The 15,798-nt window shown below is 67.0% G+C and carries 14 protein-coding genes and 1 tRNA gene; 8 read left to right on the forward strand and 7 right to left on the reverse strand.

Annotation, left to right across the window (positions count from 1 at the left end; genetic code table 11):
* Window positions 1–7: 7 nt before the first annotated feature.
* Window positions 8–1,354 (reverse strand): RsmB/NOP family class I SAM-dependent RNA methyltransferase, encoded by a 1,347-nt coding sequence (locus ACVWY3_RS30560; RefSeq protein WP_456841782.1) that lies wholly within the window; start codon window positions 1,352–1,354, stop codon window positions 8–10.
* A gap of 187 nt (window positions 1,355–1,541) precedes the next feature.
* Between ACVWY3_RS30560 and ACVWY3_RS30565 the strand changes: the two genes are divergently transcribed.
* Entirely contained in the window at window positions 1,542–1,742 is a 201-nt protein-coding gene (locus ACVWY3_RS30565) for a DUF1674 domain-containing protein (RefSeq protein ID WP_456841783.1), read from the forward strand.
* 42 nt (window positions 1,743–1,784) lie between these two features.
* Window positions 1,785–2,375, forward strand: coding sequence for a thermonuclease family protein (locus ACVWY3_RS30570; protein ID WP_456841784.1), 591 nt, complete (start codon window positions 1,785–1,787; stop codon window positions 2,373–2,375).
* Window positions 2,376–2,429: 54 nt separating this feature from the next.
* Here the strand turns inward: ACVWY3_RS30570 and ACVWY3_RS30575 are convergent, their stop codons facing one another.
* Together ACVWY3_RS30575 and acs are read right to left on the reverse strand one after the other, a co-directional pair.
* Window positions 2,430–2,945: a L,D-transpeptidase gene (locus ACVWY3_RS30575; protein ID WP_456841785.1), complete on the reverse strand. Its 516-nt coding sequence runs from the start codon at window positions 2,943–2,945 to the stop codon at window positions 2,430–2,432.
* 426 nt (window positions 2,946–3,371) lie between these two features.
* Window positions 3,372–5,318 (reverse strand): acetate--CoA ligase, encoded by a 1,947-nt coding sequence (gene acs, locus ACVWY3_RS30580; protein ID WP_456841786.1) that lies wholly within the window; start codon window positions 5,316–5,318, stop codon window positions 3,372–3,374.
* Between the two features lie 405 nt (window positions 5,319–5,723).
* Between acs and ACVWY3_RS30585 the strand changes: the two genes are divergently transcribed.
* Entirely contained in the window at window positions 5,724–6,896 is a 1,173-nt protein-coding gene (locus ACVWY3_RS30585; RefSeq protein ID WP_456841787.1) for a DNA topoisomerase IB, read from the forward strand.
* A gap of 84 nt (window positions 6,897–6,980) precedes the next feature.
* Here ACVWY3_RS30585 and ACVWY3_RS30590 read toward each other — a convergent pair whose 3' ends face one another.
* Window positions 6,981–7,436 (reverse strand): SRPBCC family protein, encoded by a 456-nt coding sequence (locus tag ACVWY3_RS30590; RefSeq protein ID WP_456841788.1) that lies wholly within the window; start codon window positions 7,434–7,436, stop codon window positions 6,981–6,983.
* A gap of 99 nt (window positions 7,437–7,535) precedes the next feature.
* Between ACVWY3_RS30590 and ACVWY3_RS30595 the strand changes: the two genes are divergently transcribed.
* Window positions 7,536–8,639: an adenylate/guanylate cyclase domain-containing protein gene (locus tag ACVWY3_RS30595; protein ID WP_456843497.1), complete on the forward strand. Its 1,104-nt coding sequence runs from the start codon at window positions 7,536–7,538 to the stop codon at window positions 8,637–8,639.
* On the opposite strand, the gene ACVWY3_RS30600 is transcribed toward ACVWY3_RS30595, so the two are convergent.
* The 3 genes from ACVWY3_RS30600 to tsaD form a co-directional block, all read right to left on the reverse strand.
* Window positions 8,634–9,047, reverse strand: a complete 414-nt coding sequence (locus ACVWY3_RS30600) for an EVE domain-containing protein (RefSeq protein ID WP_456841789.1) — start codon at window positions 9,045–9,047, stop codon at window positions 8,634–8,636. The genes ACVWY3_RS30595 and ACVWY3_RS30600 overlap by 6 nt on opposite strands.
* A gap of 2 nt (window positions 9,048–9,049) precedes the next feature.
* A complete protein-coding gene (locus ACVWY3_RS30605; protein ID WP_456841790.1) occupies window positions 9,050–10,030 on the reverse strand; it encodes an NAD(P)H-dependent glycerol-3-phosphate dehydrogenase in 981 nt (326 codons plus the stop codon).
* Window positions 10,031–10,293: 263 nt separating this feature from the next.
* Entirely contained in the window at window positions 10,294–11,367 is a 1,074-nt protein-coding gene (gene tsaD / locus ACVWY3_RS30610; RefSeq protein ID WP_456841791.1) for a tRNA (adenosine(37)-N6)-threonylcarbamoyltransferase complex transferase subunit TsaD, read from the reverse strand.
* A 141-nt stretch (window positions 11,368–11,508) separates the two neighbouring features.
* Between tsaD and ACVWY3_RS30615 the strand changes: the two genes are divergently transcribed.
* From ACVWY3_RS30615 to ACVWY3_RS30630, 4 genes are all read left to right on the forward strand, one after another.
* Window positions 11,509–12,255 carry a uroporphyrinogen-III synthase gene (locus ACVWY3_RS30615; RefSeq protein WP_456841792.1) on the forward strand — a complete coding sequence of 249 codons (747 nt, stop codon included), beginning with the start codon at window positions 11,509–11,511 and terminating at the stop codon, window positions 12,253–12,255.
* Between the two features lie 64 nt (window positions 12,256–12,319).
* Window positions 12,320–13,525: a COG4223 family protein gene (locus ACVWY3_RS30620; protein ID WP_456841793.1), complete on the forward strand. Its 1,206-nt coding sequence runs from the start codon at window positions 12,320–12,322 to the stop codon at window positions 13,523–13,525.
* 35 nt (window positions 13,526–13,560) lie between these two features.
* Window positions 13,561–15,357: a heme biosynthesis HemY N-terminal domain-containing protein gene (locus tag ACVWY3_RS30625; RefSeq protein ID WP_456841794.1), complete on the forward strand. Its 1,797-nt coding sequence runs from the start codon at window positions 13,561–13,563 to the stop codon at window positions 15,355–15,357.
* Window positions 15,358–15,457: 100 nt separating this feature from the next.
* Window positions 15,458–15,533, forward strand: a tRNA-Thr gene (locus ACVWY3_RS30630).
* Window positions 15,534–15,798: the final 265 nt, after the last annotated feature.

Consider the following 15,798-nt stretch of genomic DNA (forward strand, 5'->3'; position numbering starts at 1 on the left):
TGCAAAATCAGGATTTAACGAGCCGGGCGGCGTAAAATCCGTCGAGCCCGCCGAGCTTGGGATCGGGGTTCGGCAGATGGCTGGGCAGGGTGCGCAGGTCGCCCTCTGCGGTGACGATCTCGCTCAGTCCCGACACCTCGGACGCCTCGATCGGCACGCGGCGCAGGCCCGCCTCTGCCTGAAGCAGGGCAGCGATCGCCTGCTCGCCCTCCTCTGGTTCCAGCGAACAGGTGCAATAGACGAGCGTCCCACCGGGCTTCAGCAGCGAGACGGATTTCTTCAGCAGCCGCTGCTGCAGCGCGGCCAGGGCAGCGATATCAGACTCCTGCCGCAGCCATGCGACGTCGGGATGACGACGGATCGTGCCGGTCGAAGTGCAGGGCGCATCGATCAGGATGCCGTCAAAGCCTTCGGTCGGGCCGGCCCATTCCACGGCGTCGGCGACAACGGTCTCGGCCTGGAGCGACAGCCGCGCCAGATTCTCGCGCAGCCGCGCCACCCGGGCAGGCGAGCGGTCGATCGCGGTGACATGCGCGCCTGATAGCCTCAGCTGCGCCGTCTTGCCGCCGGGGGCGGCACAGAGATCGGCGATGGCTTTGCCCTTGATGTCCCCGAACAGGCGGGCCGGCAGCGCGGCGGCGGCGTCCTGCACCCACCATTGTCCTTCGGCAAAGCCCGGCAGCATCGTCACCGAGCCGTGCAGCAGCATCCGCACCGTCCCGGTCGGCAACGTCTCGCCATGCAGCCGGCTCGCCCATTGCGCGGGGTCCGACTTCACGGTGAGGTCGAGCGAGGGCTCGTGGCCGAGCGCCAGCGCCATATCCCGCGCGGTTGCCTCGCCATAATGCGCGCTCCAGCGCGCGAGCAGCCAGGGCGGCAGGTCCAGCGATTGATTGGCGACTTCTTCGACCAGCGCCTTGCCCTCGCGCGCGCAGCGGCGCAGCACGGCATTGACGAGGCCGGCGTAGCGCGCGGCGCGGCGATCCGATTGCACGAGACGCACCGAGAGGTCGACCGCGGCGTGATCGGGCACGTCCATCCAGAGGATCTGCGCGGCGCCGATCAAGAGCGCGCTCTGCGCGCGCGGCGCGTCGGAGGGAATGCCCTTGTCGAGCAGGCGGGACAGCACATGGCCGAGCGTGCCGAGCCGGCGCAGCACGGTCGCAACCAGGCGGCGCATCAGCGCGCGGTCGCGGTCGGCCAGCGTCTTCAGTCCGGGGTGAGCACCCGCGCCGTCGAGCTGGTCGTCGAGCGTGCGATGCTTGTGCAGCACGCCGTCGACGATGTCGGCGGCAATCCGCCGTGCCGCAAGACCAGGCACTTCGGACGGAGGGACGAAACGTTGAGATGGCATGCGGTAGCAAGGTTCTGAGCGAGCGGCAGTTCCGCCGCGATGGGCGCATGCCTCGAGAAGCCGATCTCTCGCACGCGAATATGCCAAATGTAAGAATGGCCTCTCGCCTTTACAGGCCACGATTACCATTTCAGCAATGCGATATTGGACCTCGCGCCTCCCGCAATCCTGCGCTAGGAACGCCACGATGAGTGACCAGCCCTCCGTTCCTGATCGCAAGCCGCTCTCCCCGGCCGCCCAGCGTGCGCTGGCCGAAGCCGAAGCGCGCCGACAAGCTGCAGCCGCGGCGCATGCTGAAGCGGCGCCCAAGGAGTTGCAGGGACCGAAGGGGCCTGAACCCACCCGCTACGGCGATTGGGAGCGCAAAGGCATCGCCTCGGATTTCTAAGGCACCTTGCCGGTTCAGCCGACTCAGCCCTAGCGTGCGCGGATGTCACGCTTCGACCCCAGCCATTCCCATCGGCCCTCCTACAGCGGCTCGCCGTTCGGCCGTCGCCTCTCCGGATTGCTGCCGTGGATCTTCGTGGTCGGCGTCGTGACCGCGATCGTGCTCGGCTTTCGCCAGGGAACGATCTGGCCCAATCCGCATGCAGATGACGGACAGTCACGCGATGCCAAGATCATCGTGCAGCAGTCCGGCAATTCCGCCGCGCGTCTGGCGGTCGATGTCATCAGGACCGTCGACGGCGATACTTTCCTCGCGCGAGTGCATCAGCAAGGCGGCCGCGATCTCGTCGCGCGCGTCCGTCTGCGCGGCATCGACGCGCCGGAGATGAAAGCGTCCTGTCAGGCCGAGCTCGACAAGGCCGAAGCCGCCAGCGATGCGCTGCGCAACCTGCTCGGCCAGGGCGGCGTCACGATCTACAATCTTGGCCAGGACAAGTACGGTCGCGTTCTCGCCGACGTCGCGACCAGGCGAACCGCCAACGTTTCGGCGGCAATGCTCGCCGGCGGCTACGCGCGCAGCTACAATGGCGGCCATCGCGACGGCTGGTGCTCGCGCAGTTGGCGCTTCTGGTAACAAAAAAAGCCCCGTCGGATGACGCGGCTCTTTCAGTTTCCGATTTGGTGACGATCAGCGCGTCACGACCACCGTCGTGCCGACGGAGACGCGGCTGTAGAGATCGGTGATGTCGTCGTTGAGCATGCGGATGCAGCCGTAGGAGACGAAGCCGCCGATCGAGCCCGGCACGTTGGTGCCGTGGATGGCGTATTCGCCGCCAGCCAGCGTCATCGCCGCAACGCCCATCGGGTTGCGCGGCGAGCCGCCGGGAATGACGTCGGGCATGTTCGGCTTGTCGCGCTTGACCTCGGCGGGCGGCGACCAGGCCGGATTGAGATACTTGCCGTCGATGCGGGTGGTGCCGGCCCACTGCTTGCCGGACTTGCCGACGCCGACCGGGTAACGCATCGCGTGGCCGTTATCGAGGATGAGATAGAGCCGCCGCTCGCTGGTTTTGACCACGATGGTGCCCGGCGAATAGTCGGCGAGGTGCGCTCCCACCATTTCCGGCCGCGCCTCGGCCGCGGTCGACATCAAGACCCCTGCTCCGATGGTGGCGGCCAACGCCACCGCAATCCTCATCGACATCGCATTTCCCCTTGCCCGAACGGATCCGTCGAAATCTACGCAAAACCGGCAATCGCCGGCATGCCCAGACATTCTTAACCGCGCGCGTTAACCGGATGGTTTCCACGCACGGCCGCCCAGGGCCCGCCAGCAGGGGGAACAAAGGAAATGTTCGAAATAAAGTAAATAACAAGAAAACAACACTCGGCCGGAAAGATGCGGCTCTGCCCGCACGCGCCCTGAAAAGAGCGTGAGCGTATGAGCGGCCGTTAGTTCGAGGAGGTGCGCCGGTGCGAAAGGTAGGCTCGTGTCCCGGACGCGTTGCAGCGCCATAGCGCTGCTGCGCAGAGCCGGGATCCAGCTCTTTGTTCGCGCGGCTGGATAGGCCCCGGCTCAGCAGCGCACCGCAACAGCGCGCCGCGCTGCGTCCGGGACACGAGAGGGTGCTTACGCCGATTTCCTGTTCTGCCGGTTCTTGACGAGGTCGTCGACCACGGCGGGATCGGCCAAGGTCGAGGTGTCGCCCAGGCTGCCCGGCTCGTCCTCGGCGATCTTGCGCAGGATGCGGCGCATGATCTTGCCGGAGCGGGTCTTGGGCAGGCTGGGGGCGAACTGGATCTGGTCGGGCGAGGCGATCGGGCCGATCTCCTTGCGCACCCAGGTGACGAGCTCCTTGCGCAGATCGTCGGTCGGCTCGACGCCGGCCATCAGGGTGACATAGGCGTAGATGCCCTGACCCTTGATGTCGTGCGGGAAGCCGACCACGGCGGCCTCCGAGACCTTCTCATGCGCGACCAGCGCGCTCTCGACTTCCGCCGTGCCCATACGATGGCCGGAGACGTTGATGACGTCGTCGACGCGGCCGGTGATCCAGTAATAGCCGTCGGCGTCGCGGCGGCAGCCGTCGCCCGTAAAATACTTGCCCTTGTAGGTCGAGAAATAGGTCTGCTCGAAGCGGGCGTGGTCGCCATAGACCGTACGCATCTGCCCCGGCCAGGAGCGCGTCAGGCAGAGATTGCCGGTGGTCTCGCCTTCCAGCACCTTGCCATCGGCATCGACGATTTCGGGAACGACGCCGAAGAACGGCTGCGTCGCCGAGCCCGGCTTCAGCTTGGTTGCGCCCGGCAGCGGCGTGATCAGGATGCCGCCGGTCTCGGTCTGCCACCAGGTGTCGACGATCGGGCAGCGGTCGTCGCCGACGACGTGATAATACCACTCCCAGGCTTCGGGATTGATGGGCTCGCCGACCGAGCCGAGCAGGCGCAGGCTCGCGCGAGAGGTCTTCTTGACGGGCTCGTCACCCGACTGCATCAGGGCGCGGATCGCGGTCGGCGCGGTATAGAATATGTTGACGTTGTGCTTGTCGATGACGTTCCAGAACCTGGAATTATCCGGATAATTCGGCACGCCTTCGAACATCAGCGTGGTCGCGCCGTTGGCCAGCGGTCCGTACAGAATGTAGCTGTGGCCGGTGACCCAGCCGACGTCGGCGGTGCACCAGTAGATGTCGCCGTCGTGATAGTCGAAGACGTATTGATGGGTCATCGAGGCGAACACGAGATAGCCGCCCGTGGTGTGCAACACGCCCTTGGGCTGGCCGGTCGAGCCTGACGTGTAGAGGATGAACAGCGGATCCTCGGCATGCATGTGCTCGGCCGGGCATTCCGTCGTCACCATCTTGGCGGCGTCGTGATACCAGAGATCACGGGACGGATTCATCTCGACCTGACCGCCGGTGCGCTTCACCACGACGACCCAGTCGACGCCGTCGGCCTTGGTGAGCGCCGCATCGACATTGGCCTTGAGCGGCACCTTCTTGCCGCCGCGCAGGCCTTCGTCGGCGGTGATGATGACCTTGGACTTGCAGTCGTTGATGCGCTGGGCGAGGCTGTCAGGCGAGAAGCCCGCGAACACCACCGAGTGGATCGCGCCGATCCGCGCGCAGGCCAGCATCGCGTAGGCCGCCTCCGGGATCATCGGCAGATAGATGGTGACGCGGTCGCCTTTCTTGACATTGCGGGTGCGCAGGATGTTCGCCATCCGGCAGACCTCGTCATGCAGCTCCTTGTAGGTGATGTGCCGGGATTGCGAGGGATCGTCGCCTTCCCAGATGATTGCGGTCTGGTTGGCGCGCTTGGCGAGGTGCCGGTCGATGCAGTTATGCGCGACGTTGAGGATGCCGTCTTCGAACCATTTAATCGAGATGTTGCCGGGCGCGAAGGAGACGTTCTCGATTCTGGTCGGAGCCTTCATCCAGTCGATGCGCTTGGCCTGCTCCGCCCAGAATGCGTTCGGGTCCGAGATCGAGCGGGCGTACATCTCCTTGTACTTGACCTGGTCGATCCAGGCGCGCTTGGCCCACTCCGCCGGGACGTCGTAAATCTTCTCGGACATGTTTCCCTCCACCTACGCCAAGTCGAACGCATGCGACTGGCAAGCTGACCTGATCGTTGAATCGATTATGCGTCGGGCTAACCGCCCCCGACAAGCAGCACAAGCTGGACCTTCGGCGAGCGGCCCGCCATGCGGCGCATCAAGCTGCGCAGGCCCGTTGTCGCAAATCTGAAACAGACCGAAGCGGCGAGCTTTCGGGTCTTTGACCCAAATCTCCGGAACAGGCCCGTGCAGGGCGCCCATGCGCCGCCGGAGGTATTTAGCAACCGTCTCTCACTGATTCGGGACTCGCAATACGGTTTGGAACACCCTAAGTGGCTAACCCGGGTCCGGAAGAGACCCTCAGGGAACAAAAATCAGAACAGCGGCATTGAACGACATCAAACAGGGTCAAGGCATAACACTATGATGGATCAGCAGAATCTCGGGACGATGCGGCCCGCTTCAGCCGATCCTGCCGCTATTGCACTGGCCAAGGCCCTCGGACAATGGCCGAAACCGGCCGGCTCCACCCGCCCCAGCCCGAAAAAGATCTTCAACACAGCGCCTGCGGCGACGACCGTCGAGGCGCTCGCCAGGGAGCTGGGCCTGCGGCTCGGCGACCAGAACGAGCTGACCATCCGCCGCGTCAGGCGCGGCAAGGGCTATTCCTTCGTCCGTCCCAACGGCGCCCATATCCGCGACGCCCGCACCATCCGCCGGCTGCACGCCATGGCGGTGCCGCCGGCCTATCGGGAGGTGCGCTACTCCGCGGACCCGAACTCGCATCTCCAGGCCGTGGGACGCGATGCCGCGGGGCGGCTGCAATATCGCTATCACGCCGACTGGGAGAAGGTCCGCGAGCATCGCAAGGCGCATCGCCTGGAAAAGCTCGTCGGCGCGCTGCCAAAGATCCGGCGCAAGGTTTCGGCGTTCTTGTCGGGCGAGGAGCCGACGCGCGAATTCGCGCTCTCGGCTGTGATCGAGCTGATCGCGCGCACCGCGATCCGCCCCGGCAACGAATCCTACGCCCGCCTCAATGGCACCCGCGGCGCCACCACATTGCTGAAATCCAACGTCACGTTGGAAGACGATTCCTTCGTGCTGACTTTCAAGGCGAAGGGCGGCAAGGCGGTGCGCAAGGAGTGCGACGCGGCCAAGCTGGTCCGCGCCATCGGCGTCCTGCGCGGCGTCCCGGGAAAACGCATGTTCCAGTATCGCGATGCCTACGGCGTCGTACGCGCGGTCAACACCACGCAGGTGAACGCGTTTCTGCGCGAGATCGCCGGCATCAAGATCTCGCTGAAGGATTTTCGCACGCTGATGGCCTCCGCCGTCGTCGTGGAATCGCTGTCGCGGATCACGCCGGCGACCAGCCAGCGCGGCCGCAAGAAGCAGGTGCTGGACGCGATCCGCGCCGCCGCCGACCAGCTCTCCAACACGCCGGCGATCTGCCGCAAGAGCTACGTCCACGACACCATCGTCACGGCCTTCGAGGAGGGCATCCTGGAGCGTTTTGCGGCGACGATGAAAGGCCAGCGGTCGCAGGCGCGGCGCGAGCAGCTGCTGGCGCAGGTGGTCGCGACCGCGGCGGTGTAACGACACTGCCGGGTGGGCAAAAGCGCAAAGCGCCGCGCCCATCTCTCCATGGTCGCGAAGATGCGTGGGCCCGCCCTGCGAGAGCTATGCCTTGGTAGAAACACCCATGTCCGGGCCGGGATCGCCGCCCGCGGCCGCGGTGGTGAGTCGTCCCAGATAGTGCGCCCATCCCGTCGCGTGCGCGGCCGCCTGCTCCTCGGTCGGCAGGCCGCTATGGGTCATGCGCAGCAGGGTGCCGCCGTCGCGTTCGATCAGGTCGATCTCGATCAAGCTCGAGCCGGGCGGCACTTCCTGTCCGCCCTCCCAGCCGAAAGTGTAGGCGAGACGATGCACCGGCACGACCTCGCGGAAGGCGCCGCGGCCGACGCCGCCGTGCGGGCCGATGCCCTTGAGCAGATAGAGCCCGCCGGGATGCGGCTCGGTGGTCGCATCGGAGCCCATCCAGCTCAGGATCTTCTCGGGATCGGTGAGATAGGCAAAGACGGTGGCGCGGGGGGCGGCAATCTGGGTCTCGCGTCGCACTACGAAGGATTCGGTCATCGGCGATCATCCCTTTGCTGAGGGGCAGATGGCGGCGCCAAAGCGGCCCGTCAAGGATTGCCCGTGACAAGGACCGCCCGCATTCGCCATCATCGGACCATGCAGCTCTCCCCGACCCTCGCCTGGCTCGTCGACGCCGCCTCGGACAGTCCCGGGGCCGACCGCCTGCTGGCGGAACTCGGCGCGCATCTGGTCGCCGACGGGGTGCCGCTTGCGGCCGGCAGCCTGACGCTGGAGGTGCCGCATCCCTTGATCGCGAAACGGACCTGGCTATGGCGTGCCGACAGCGGCCGGGTGATCGAAGCGCTCGGCTTTGCACCCGGCGGCCTGTTGCCCGACCCGCCCCACGATGCCGGTCGCCGCTGGCTGCGCGACATCGCGGCCGGCGAGGTGCACGAAGACGTCGTTGGACGGCAAGACGGGCCATCGCTCGGCTGGATCGGGCCGCGGCCGTTCACATCAGGCGAAATCGCGCAATTGCGCGAAGCAGCGCGGTTCGCCGCGACGCCGCTTGCCGTGCTCGCCGCCCGCGCCACCTTGCGTGCGACGCTCGAGGCCTATCTCGGCAAGCGCAGCGCGGCGCGTGTGCTGACGGCGCCGCTGCGGCGCGATCTCGGCGAGACCATTCAGGCGGCGCTGCTCTATGCGGATCTGCGCGACTTCACGCGCCTGTCGGAGATCACACCACCCGCCGATGTCATCGCGGCGCTCGACGCCTGGTTCGACCGCATCGCCGGTGCGGTCCATGCCTTCGGCGGCGAGGTGCTGAAATTCATCGGCGACGGTGTGCTCGCGATCTTTCCGGTGCTCGAGGCCTCACCCCGCCATGCCTGCGATGCGGCGCTGCGTGCCGCAGGCGCGGCCGAGGCCGGGATGGCATATCTCAACGCGGAGCGCAGCGCGCAAGGACTGCCGCCGCTGTCGTTCGGCGCCGCGCTTCATCTCGGCGAGATGCTGTGGGGCAATATCGGCGCCGCCAATCGGCTCGACTTCACGGCGATCGGTCCCGCCGTCAATCTCGCAAGCCGGCTCGAAGGATTGTGCAAGCCGCTGGGCCGGACCGTGCTGGTGTCGGGAGCGCTTGCTGCGCAGACGGACATGCCTCTGATCGCGCTCGGACTGCACAAGCTGCGCGGCATTGCCTCGCCATGCGAGGTGCTCGCACTGCCGGAGACGCAAGCGCCGACTTCGGAGCGCTTATAGCCCGCCCATCTTGCAGACCAGCTTCCACTCCTCCGCCGTTACCGGCTGCACCGACAGGCGCGAATATTTCACCAGCGCCATGTTTGCGAGCTTCTTCTCGGCCTTGATCGCGGCCATCGTGACCGGGGTCTTCAGGGGCTTGTCGGCCTTGATGTCGACGCAGACGAATTTCTCGGTCTTGTCGGTCGGGTCTGGGTAGGCCTCCTTGATGATCTCGGCGATGCCGACGATCTCCTTGCCCTCGTTGGAATGATAGAAGAACGCCTTGTCGCCCTTCTTCATGTTCACGAGGTTCTGGCGCGCTGTGTAATTGCGCACGCCGGTCCAGGCCTCGCCCTTGGCGCCCTTCGCCACCTGCTGGTCCCAGGACCACACCGAGGGCTCGGATTTCACCAGCCAGTACGCCATGTTCATTCCTCTGCCTTGAAGGGACGCGTCAACAATCCGGATATCGCCGCGTCGATCGTGCTTCGGCCGCTCAGGATCGAAGCGACCGCTTCTGATACCGGTATCTCGATGTTTTGCGAAGCTGCGAGTTCGATCAGTACCGGCGCGGTGAACTCACCCTCGGCAAGCTTGCCGGCGGGCGGCTGCTCGCCGCGGCCGAGTGCGAGGCCCAGAGCAAAATTGCGCGATTGCAGGCTCGCGCAGGTGAGGATCAGATCGCCGAGGCCGGACAGGCCGGTCAGCGTCTCGCTGCGCGCGCCGAGCGCGCGGCCGAGACGCGTCAGCTCGGCAAAGCCGCGGGTCGTCAGCGCAGCCTGCGCCGAGGCGCCGAGCTTGCGCCCGACCGCGATGCCGACGGCGATCGCCAGCACGTTCTTGGCCGCGCCACCGATCTCGACGCCGCGGATGTCGGTGGAGTGATAGGGGCGGAATGTCGGGGAGCCCAGCGCCTGCACAAGCTCGCTCGCCAGCGCCTCATCCTTCGCCGCCAGCGTCACCGCCGTCGGCAGGCCGCGCGCGACGTCGTCGGCAAAGCTCGGGCCCGACAGGATCGCGGGCTGCGCCTGCGGCGCGGCTTCCGCAATCACATCGGTCATGAATTTGTGGGTGCCATGCTCGATGCCCTTGGCACAGGCGACGATCGGCAGGGGCTTTGCGAGATGCGAGGCCAGTATGTTGACGGCACCGCGCAGATGCTGCGCCGGGGTCGCGATCAGCAGCATGTCGGCGCGTGCGGCGAGCGCCAGGTCGCTCGTCACCACGATCTCCGGCGCGATCCGCACGCCCGGCAGCCGCGGATTGTCGCGCGTCGATGCGATCCGCGTGGCGTGCTCGGCATTGCGCGCCCACAACGTCACGTTCCGCCCTGCCCGCGCAGCCACTGTCGCCAGCGCCGTGCCCCAGGCACCCGCCCCGATCACCGCGACGGACCGGAATGCGGTCATGGCTCAATCTCTCCACTTCCTCTCCCTGCTTGCGGAGGCGCGACGAGCTTCGCTCGCGCTGAGAGGGTTGGGGTGAGGGGGAGTCTCCGCGGGGACGGTGACAGAGAGACTTGCGGAGAGCCCCCCTCGCGCGGATTGCAGCCGCGATGCAACGTAGCCGAAGCTTTGCTTCGGCGTCTCTTAAGGACGGCCGCCGAAGGCGGCCTATGCTCTCCCCGCAAGCGGGGCGAGGTGAAGGGGAGCTCATTGCAGCACCACATCATTCAATATCCCGCCCGCGTCTTGCCGTAACCCGCTGGCGCCGTGGCGTTGGCGTCCAGCAGCCAGCGTGCGCGCGGCTGCGCTTCCATCGTGTCGGTCAGGCCGAGCACGAGACGTTCGGCGCCGGCCCAGGCGATCATCGCGCCGTTGTCGGTGCAGAGCGCGGGCGGCGGCATGATCAGTTGCGTTCCGGCCTGCCGCGCGACGTCGTCCAGCGCGCCGCGGATCGCCTGATTGGCGGCGACGCCGCCCGCCGCCACCAGCGCATGCGGCGCGCCGAACTGTTCGCGGAAGAGTTTTAGGCCAACGCTCAAGCGGTCGGCGGTCGAATCGAGCACGGCGGCCTGGAAGCTGGCGCAGAGATCGCTGATATCTTGCGGCGTGATTTCGGTGAGCCGGCTCGCTTCGGTACGCACTGCGGTCTTCAACCCCGATAGCGAGAAATTGGCGTCGGGGCGCCCCTGCATCGGCCGCGGGAACACGAAGCGCGCGGCATCGCCGCTTGCCGCCGCGCGCTCGACCTGCGGGCCGCCCGGATAGGGCAGGCCCAGCATTTTCGCGACTTTGTCGAAGGCCTCGCCGATCGCATCATCCACTGTGGTGCCGAGCCGTACATACTGGCCGACGCCGGTGACCGCGACGATCTGGGTGTGGCCGCCGGAGGCGAGGAAGAGGCAGTAGGGAAATTCGATTCCGTTGGTGAGGCGCGGCGTCAGCGCATGCGCCTCCAGATGATTCACCGCGATCAGCGGCGTGTCGTGCACCATCGCGATCGCCTTCGCCGTGGTAAGCCCGACGATGACACCGCCGATCAGTCCGGGTCCCGCGGCGGCGGCGACGCCGTTGAGCTCGGCGAAGCCGATGCCGGCCTCTCCCATGGCGCGTTCGATGATGCCGTCGAGCAGGTCGACATGCGCGCGGGCGGCGATCTCCGGCACCACGCCGCCGAAGCGGGCGTGCTCCTCGACCTGCGACCGCACGATGTTGGACAGGATCCTGCCGGCACCGTCAGGCGCGCGCTCGATCACGGCCGCGGCGGTCTCGTCGCAGGTGGTTTCGATGCCCAATACCAGCATTGGCGAATTGTTATCCAATTTGCGCCCTTGCGCTCATCCGGAAAGCGGAGTTCTGGTAACGCGGTAGCATTCCGGGGTCGGCTTGCGCAATCGTCACGCGCGGCCGTCCTCGTCAATGCGTCGTGCCCGGGAACACCAGCGATGTCCATTCTTGTCACACGGCCGCATCCTGACAATGAGGCGACCGCGGACAGTTTGCGCGCGCGGGGCCATGCAGTGCTGCTCGCGCCGGTGCTCAAGTTCGAGCCGGTCGCCTTCCATGACGAGAGCGAGGCGGGCTATGGCGCCATCATCGTGACGTCAGCAAATGCGATCCGCGCCGTCGCGCCGCAGTTGCGCGATCTCGGGCTTTTGGAGCTGCCGCTGTTTGCCGTCGGCGAGCATACGGCTGCGGTTGCGCGGGAGACCGGCTTCACGAATGTGATCGTCGCCAGTGGCGATGCCGTTTCCTTGCGCGACAAGGTGATGCAGAGCGCGCGCGAGAAGCTGCTAGAGGCAAAAAGCACGCTGCTCTATCTCGCGGGTGCGGATCTGTCGCGCGATCTCGGCGGCGAGCTCGGTGCGGAAGGATTCAGCGTGGTGACGCAGACGACCTATCGCATGGTGCCGGTCAAAATTCTTCCGCGCGATGTCTGCGACGGATTCGCGGCTCAAGGAATCGAGGCGGTGCTGCATTACTCCCGGCGCAGCGCGAGGGCCTTCCTGGATGCGGCACGGGGCGAAGGCGTTGAAATTTCGGCGCTGGCGATCCCGCAATGCTGCCTGTCCGAGAACGTGGCCGCCGTGCTGCGCGAGGCCGGCGCATCGCAGGTTCTGGTGGCCGCAACGCCGGACGAAAATGCCTTATTTGATACCTTGGAGCGTGCTTTGAGGACCCGTTTGGCGTAAGAGGTCGGGCCGAATCCGACGCAATCGGGTCCGCTCTGGCATGGAAGTGTGAGGAACCGTCACGATGGCCGACGACAAGCCTGAAGACACAGGATTGGCCCCCGAGCCCGGCCGTGCCAAGCGCACTCCGCCGACCATCGACCTCGAGGCGACCGACGTCTCGACGCAACCGCAAGAGCCGGCAGGTGAGCCTGAAGCTCAGCCGGCGCCGGAGCACGCCGAGCCCGAGCAGGCAAAATCCGAGCCCGCCGCTGCGGCGCCGGAGCACGTCGAGGAGCCGGCCGCGGCCGCTCGCCCCTCGCCGCCGATTTCGCCCTGGGTCATTGCGCCGTTCGCCGGCGCCGTTGCCGCCGCGCTCGTGATCGCGGTCGGCTGGCTGCTGGGCTGGCCCGCCGTGCAGGCGCCGCCAGCCGCGCCGCAAGTGACGAGCGCGACCGTCGATGCGCTCGCCGGTCGTGTCGCCGCGGTCGAAGCCAGGGCGGGCAAGCCCGCCGCCGATCCGGCCCTGGTGGCGCGGATCGACGCGCTCGAAAAATCCGCAAGCGCGTTGCGCAGCGACATCGCCAATCTGCGTGCGCAGTCCGACAAAACCGCGAGCGCTCTGAATGATGCCAAATCTGCACCGAGCATTGCCGCGCCCGATCTTGCTGCTCTCAGCGATCGCGTCGCGCAACTCGAGCGCGCCAGCAGGACCGAGAGGGCCGAGCTCGCGCAGCAGGGCGAGAAGATCGCCGATGCCAAGTCGATGGACGACAAGCCGTTGCGTCATGTGGTGGCCGCGGCCCTGCTCGACGTCGCCGTTCGTCATGGCGATCCCTATCAGTCGCAATTGGCCGCGGCGCGGTCGTTCGCAGCCAAGCCCGACACGCTGAAGCCGCTCGAAGCGTTTGCGGCGAGCGGCATCCCGACGCCGGTCGCGCTGAGCCGCGAGCTGCTCAACATCGTGCCGAAGCTCTCGCCGCCGCCCGAGGCGCCGGCCGCCGGAGCCGGCATCGTCGAACGTCTCCAGGCGGGAGCGTCGAAGCTCGTCCGCATCGAGCGGACCGACGGGGTTGGCAATGATCGCGGCGCGATCGTTGCGCGGGTCACGGCCGCGGCGCTCCGCAACGATTTCGTCGAGGCGCGGCGCGAGCTGAAGACGCTGGCGGAGGCCGATCGTGCGCCGGCGCAGGCCTGGCTCGACAAGGCCGATGCGCGCGAGGCTGCGCTCGCCGCCTCACGCAAATTCGCTGACGACGCCATGGCGGATCTCGCCAAGCCTGCTCAATAAGGTTCGCGCAACAATCAGCGCGTATAGGGATCGCCATGCTTCGCATCGTCCTCTTCCTTGTCCTGATTGCGCTGGCGGCGGCCGGCGCGGCCTGGGTTGCCGATCAGCCCGGCGATCTCGTCCTGACCGCGGGCGGTTTCCGCGCCTCGACGACGTTGCCGAGATTCGTGTTTCTGCTTGGGGTGTTCGCCGCGGCCGTCGTGCTGGTCTGGAGCATCGTGACGATGATCTGGCGCGCGCCCGGACGTCTGCGCCGCCGCCGCCGTGAGAAGCGCCACGCGCGCGGCCGCCACGCCATCACCCACGGCCTGCTCGCGATCGGCCATGGCGACATCGGGCTTGCGCGCCGTCACGCCGAATCTGCGCGACGCCTTGCCCCGAACGATCCGCTGGCGCTGCTGCTGCACGCGCAGTCGGCTCAGCTCGAAGGCAATCGCGACGAGGCCCAGCGCGTCTTCCGCGCCATGGCCGAGCGTGAGGATACTCGCCTGCTCGGCCTGCGCGGCCTGTTCATCGAGGCACAGCGTGCCGACGATGCGGCCGGCGCCGTGATGATCGCGGAGGAAGCGATCAAACTGTCGCCGTCCTCGACCTGGGCCTCGCATGCGGTGCTCGGTTTCCGCTGCGCGCGGGGGGACTGGAGCGGTGCGCTCGCGATCCTCGATTCCAATCTGGCCGCGGGCCTGATCGACAAGCCGGCCTATCGCCGCCAGCGCGGCGTGCTGCTCACCGCACGCGCGCTGGAGCTCGAGACCATGGACCGCGACGTCGCGCGCGAGAGCGTAATGGAGGCGGTCAAGCTCGCGCCAACTTTGGTCCCGGCCGCCGTTCTTGCCGCGAAATTCGAGAGCGAGGCGCATCAGGTGCGCCGTGCGATGAAGCTAGTCGAGGCCGCCTGGCTCGCCAATCCGCACCCCGATCTCGCCGACGCCTATGCGCATGTGAAGCTCGGCGATTCCGCCCGGCAGCGTTTGCAACGGGTCGAGACGCTCGCGGCCAAGACATCCGCCGAGAAGCCCGGCCATGTCGAGGGCCAGCTCGCGATCGCGCGTGCCGCAATCGATGCGTCCGAATTCGCGAGGGCGCGCGAGGTGCTGGCGCCTTACGTCAACGATCCGACCCAGCGCGTCGCGCTGCTGATGGCCGAGATCGAGCGCGCCGAGCATGGCGACAGCGGCCGGGCCCGCGCCTGGACCCTGCGCGCGGTGCGTGCCCGCCACGATCCGGCCTGGACCGCGGATGGCTATGTCAGCGACCGCTGGCGCCCGGTCTCCCCGGTCACCGGCCGGCTCGATGCCTTCCAGTGGCAGACGCCGGTCGCGAGCCTTCCTTCGGACAAGGGCACCACGATCGAATCGTCGGCCTTCGAGGAGGCCATGCTGGCTGCCCCGCCGCCGAAGCGGGTGACGGCGGCGCCGACCGAAATCCCGGTGGATCCGCCCGTGTCCGTGCCGGCCGCGCAGGACAATTCGCCTCCCGAGGCCAAGGACGTCGTCAAAGAGCCCATCACGGAAGCTCCTAACGAGGCTTCCGAGGACGTCGCCAAGGAGGAGCCGGCGGTCGCGCCCGCCGAGCCGGTCAAACCGGCCCTCGAGACCGCCGAATCATCGCCCGTTGCGGCAACACCGGTGTTCCGGACCCGGGCGGACCTCGGCAAGCCTGGGTCCGCGCCGATCCAGGCCGTCATCCCGATCGTCCGCGCCCCCGATGATCCCGGGATCGATGACGAGGCTCCGAGCGATGAATTTACGGAACAAATCGGCACGCCCAAGGGCCACGCCAAGGCCCAGGCTGGCGGCTGGCGCGGATTCTGGTCCCGCTGGGGCGCGTGAGGCGCATTTCGCCTCCCGCTTGTCCTTGCCAATTCAAGCCATGCCCGATATCAGGAGCGCGCGTATCGGGGCCGGCATCGCCGAGATCCCGGCAGGGTTCGCCGCAATAGCTCAGTCGGTAGAGCACGTCATTCGTAATGACGGGGTCGGGGGTTCGAATCCCTCTTGCGGCACCAGCCTTCGCATGTCCGGCCCGGACACATAGGTAACAGAACGTACCTGAGACATGGGTGACAACCTCGTGCCGAGCGGGTTGTCGCGGCTTGCAGGGTCACTTGCTCCACGCATTCATGGCAGGGCGCTCAATCCATCAGATCGCTGTCAGCGCATTGCCGAAAGGAACGCGGCACGCATGAGCGCGCGTCGCGTGCGGCACCAGCTTGGTGACGTTTATCACATAACCTTGCACCCCGCCTCCCGTAGTGTCCGCGTCACGCAAAC

The sequence above is a fragment of the Bradyrhizobium sp. USDA 4486 genome (assembly GCF_054057995.1).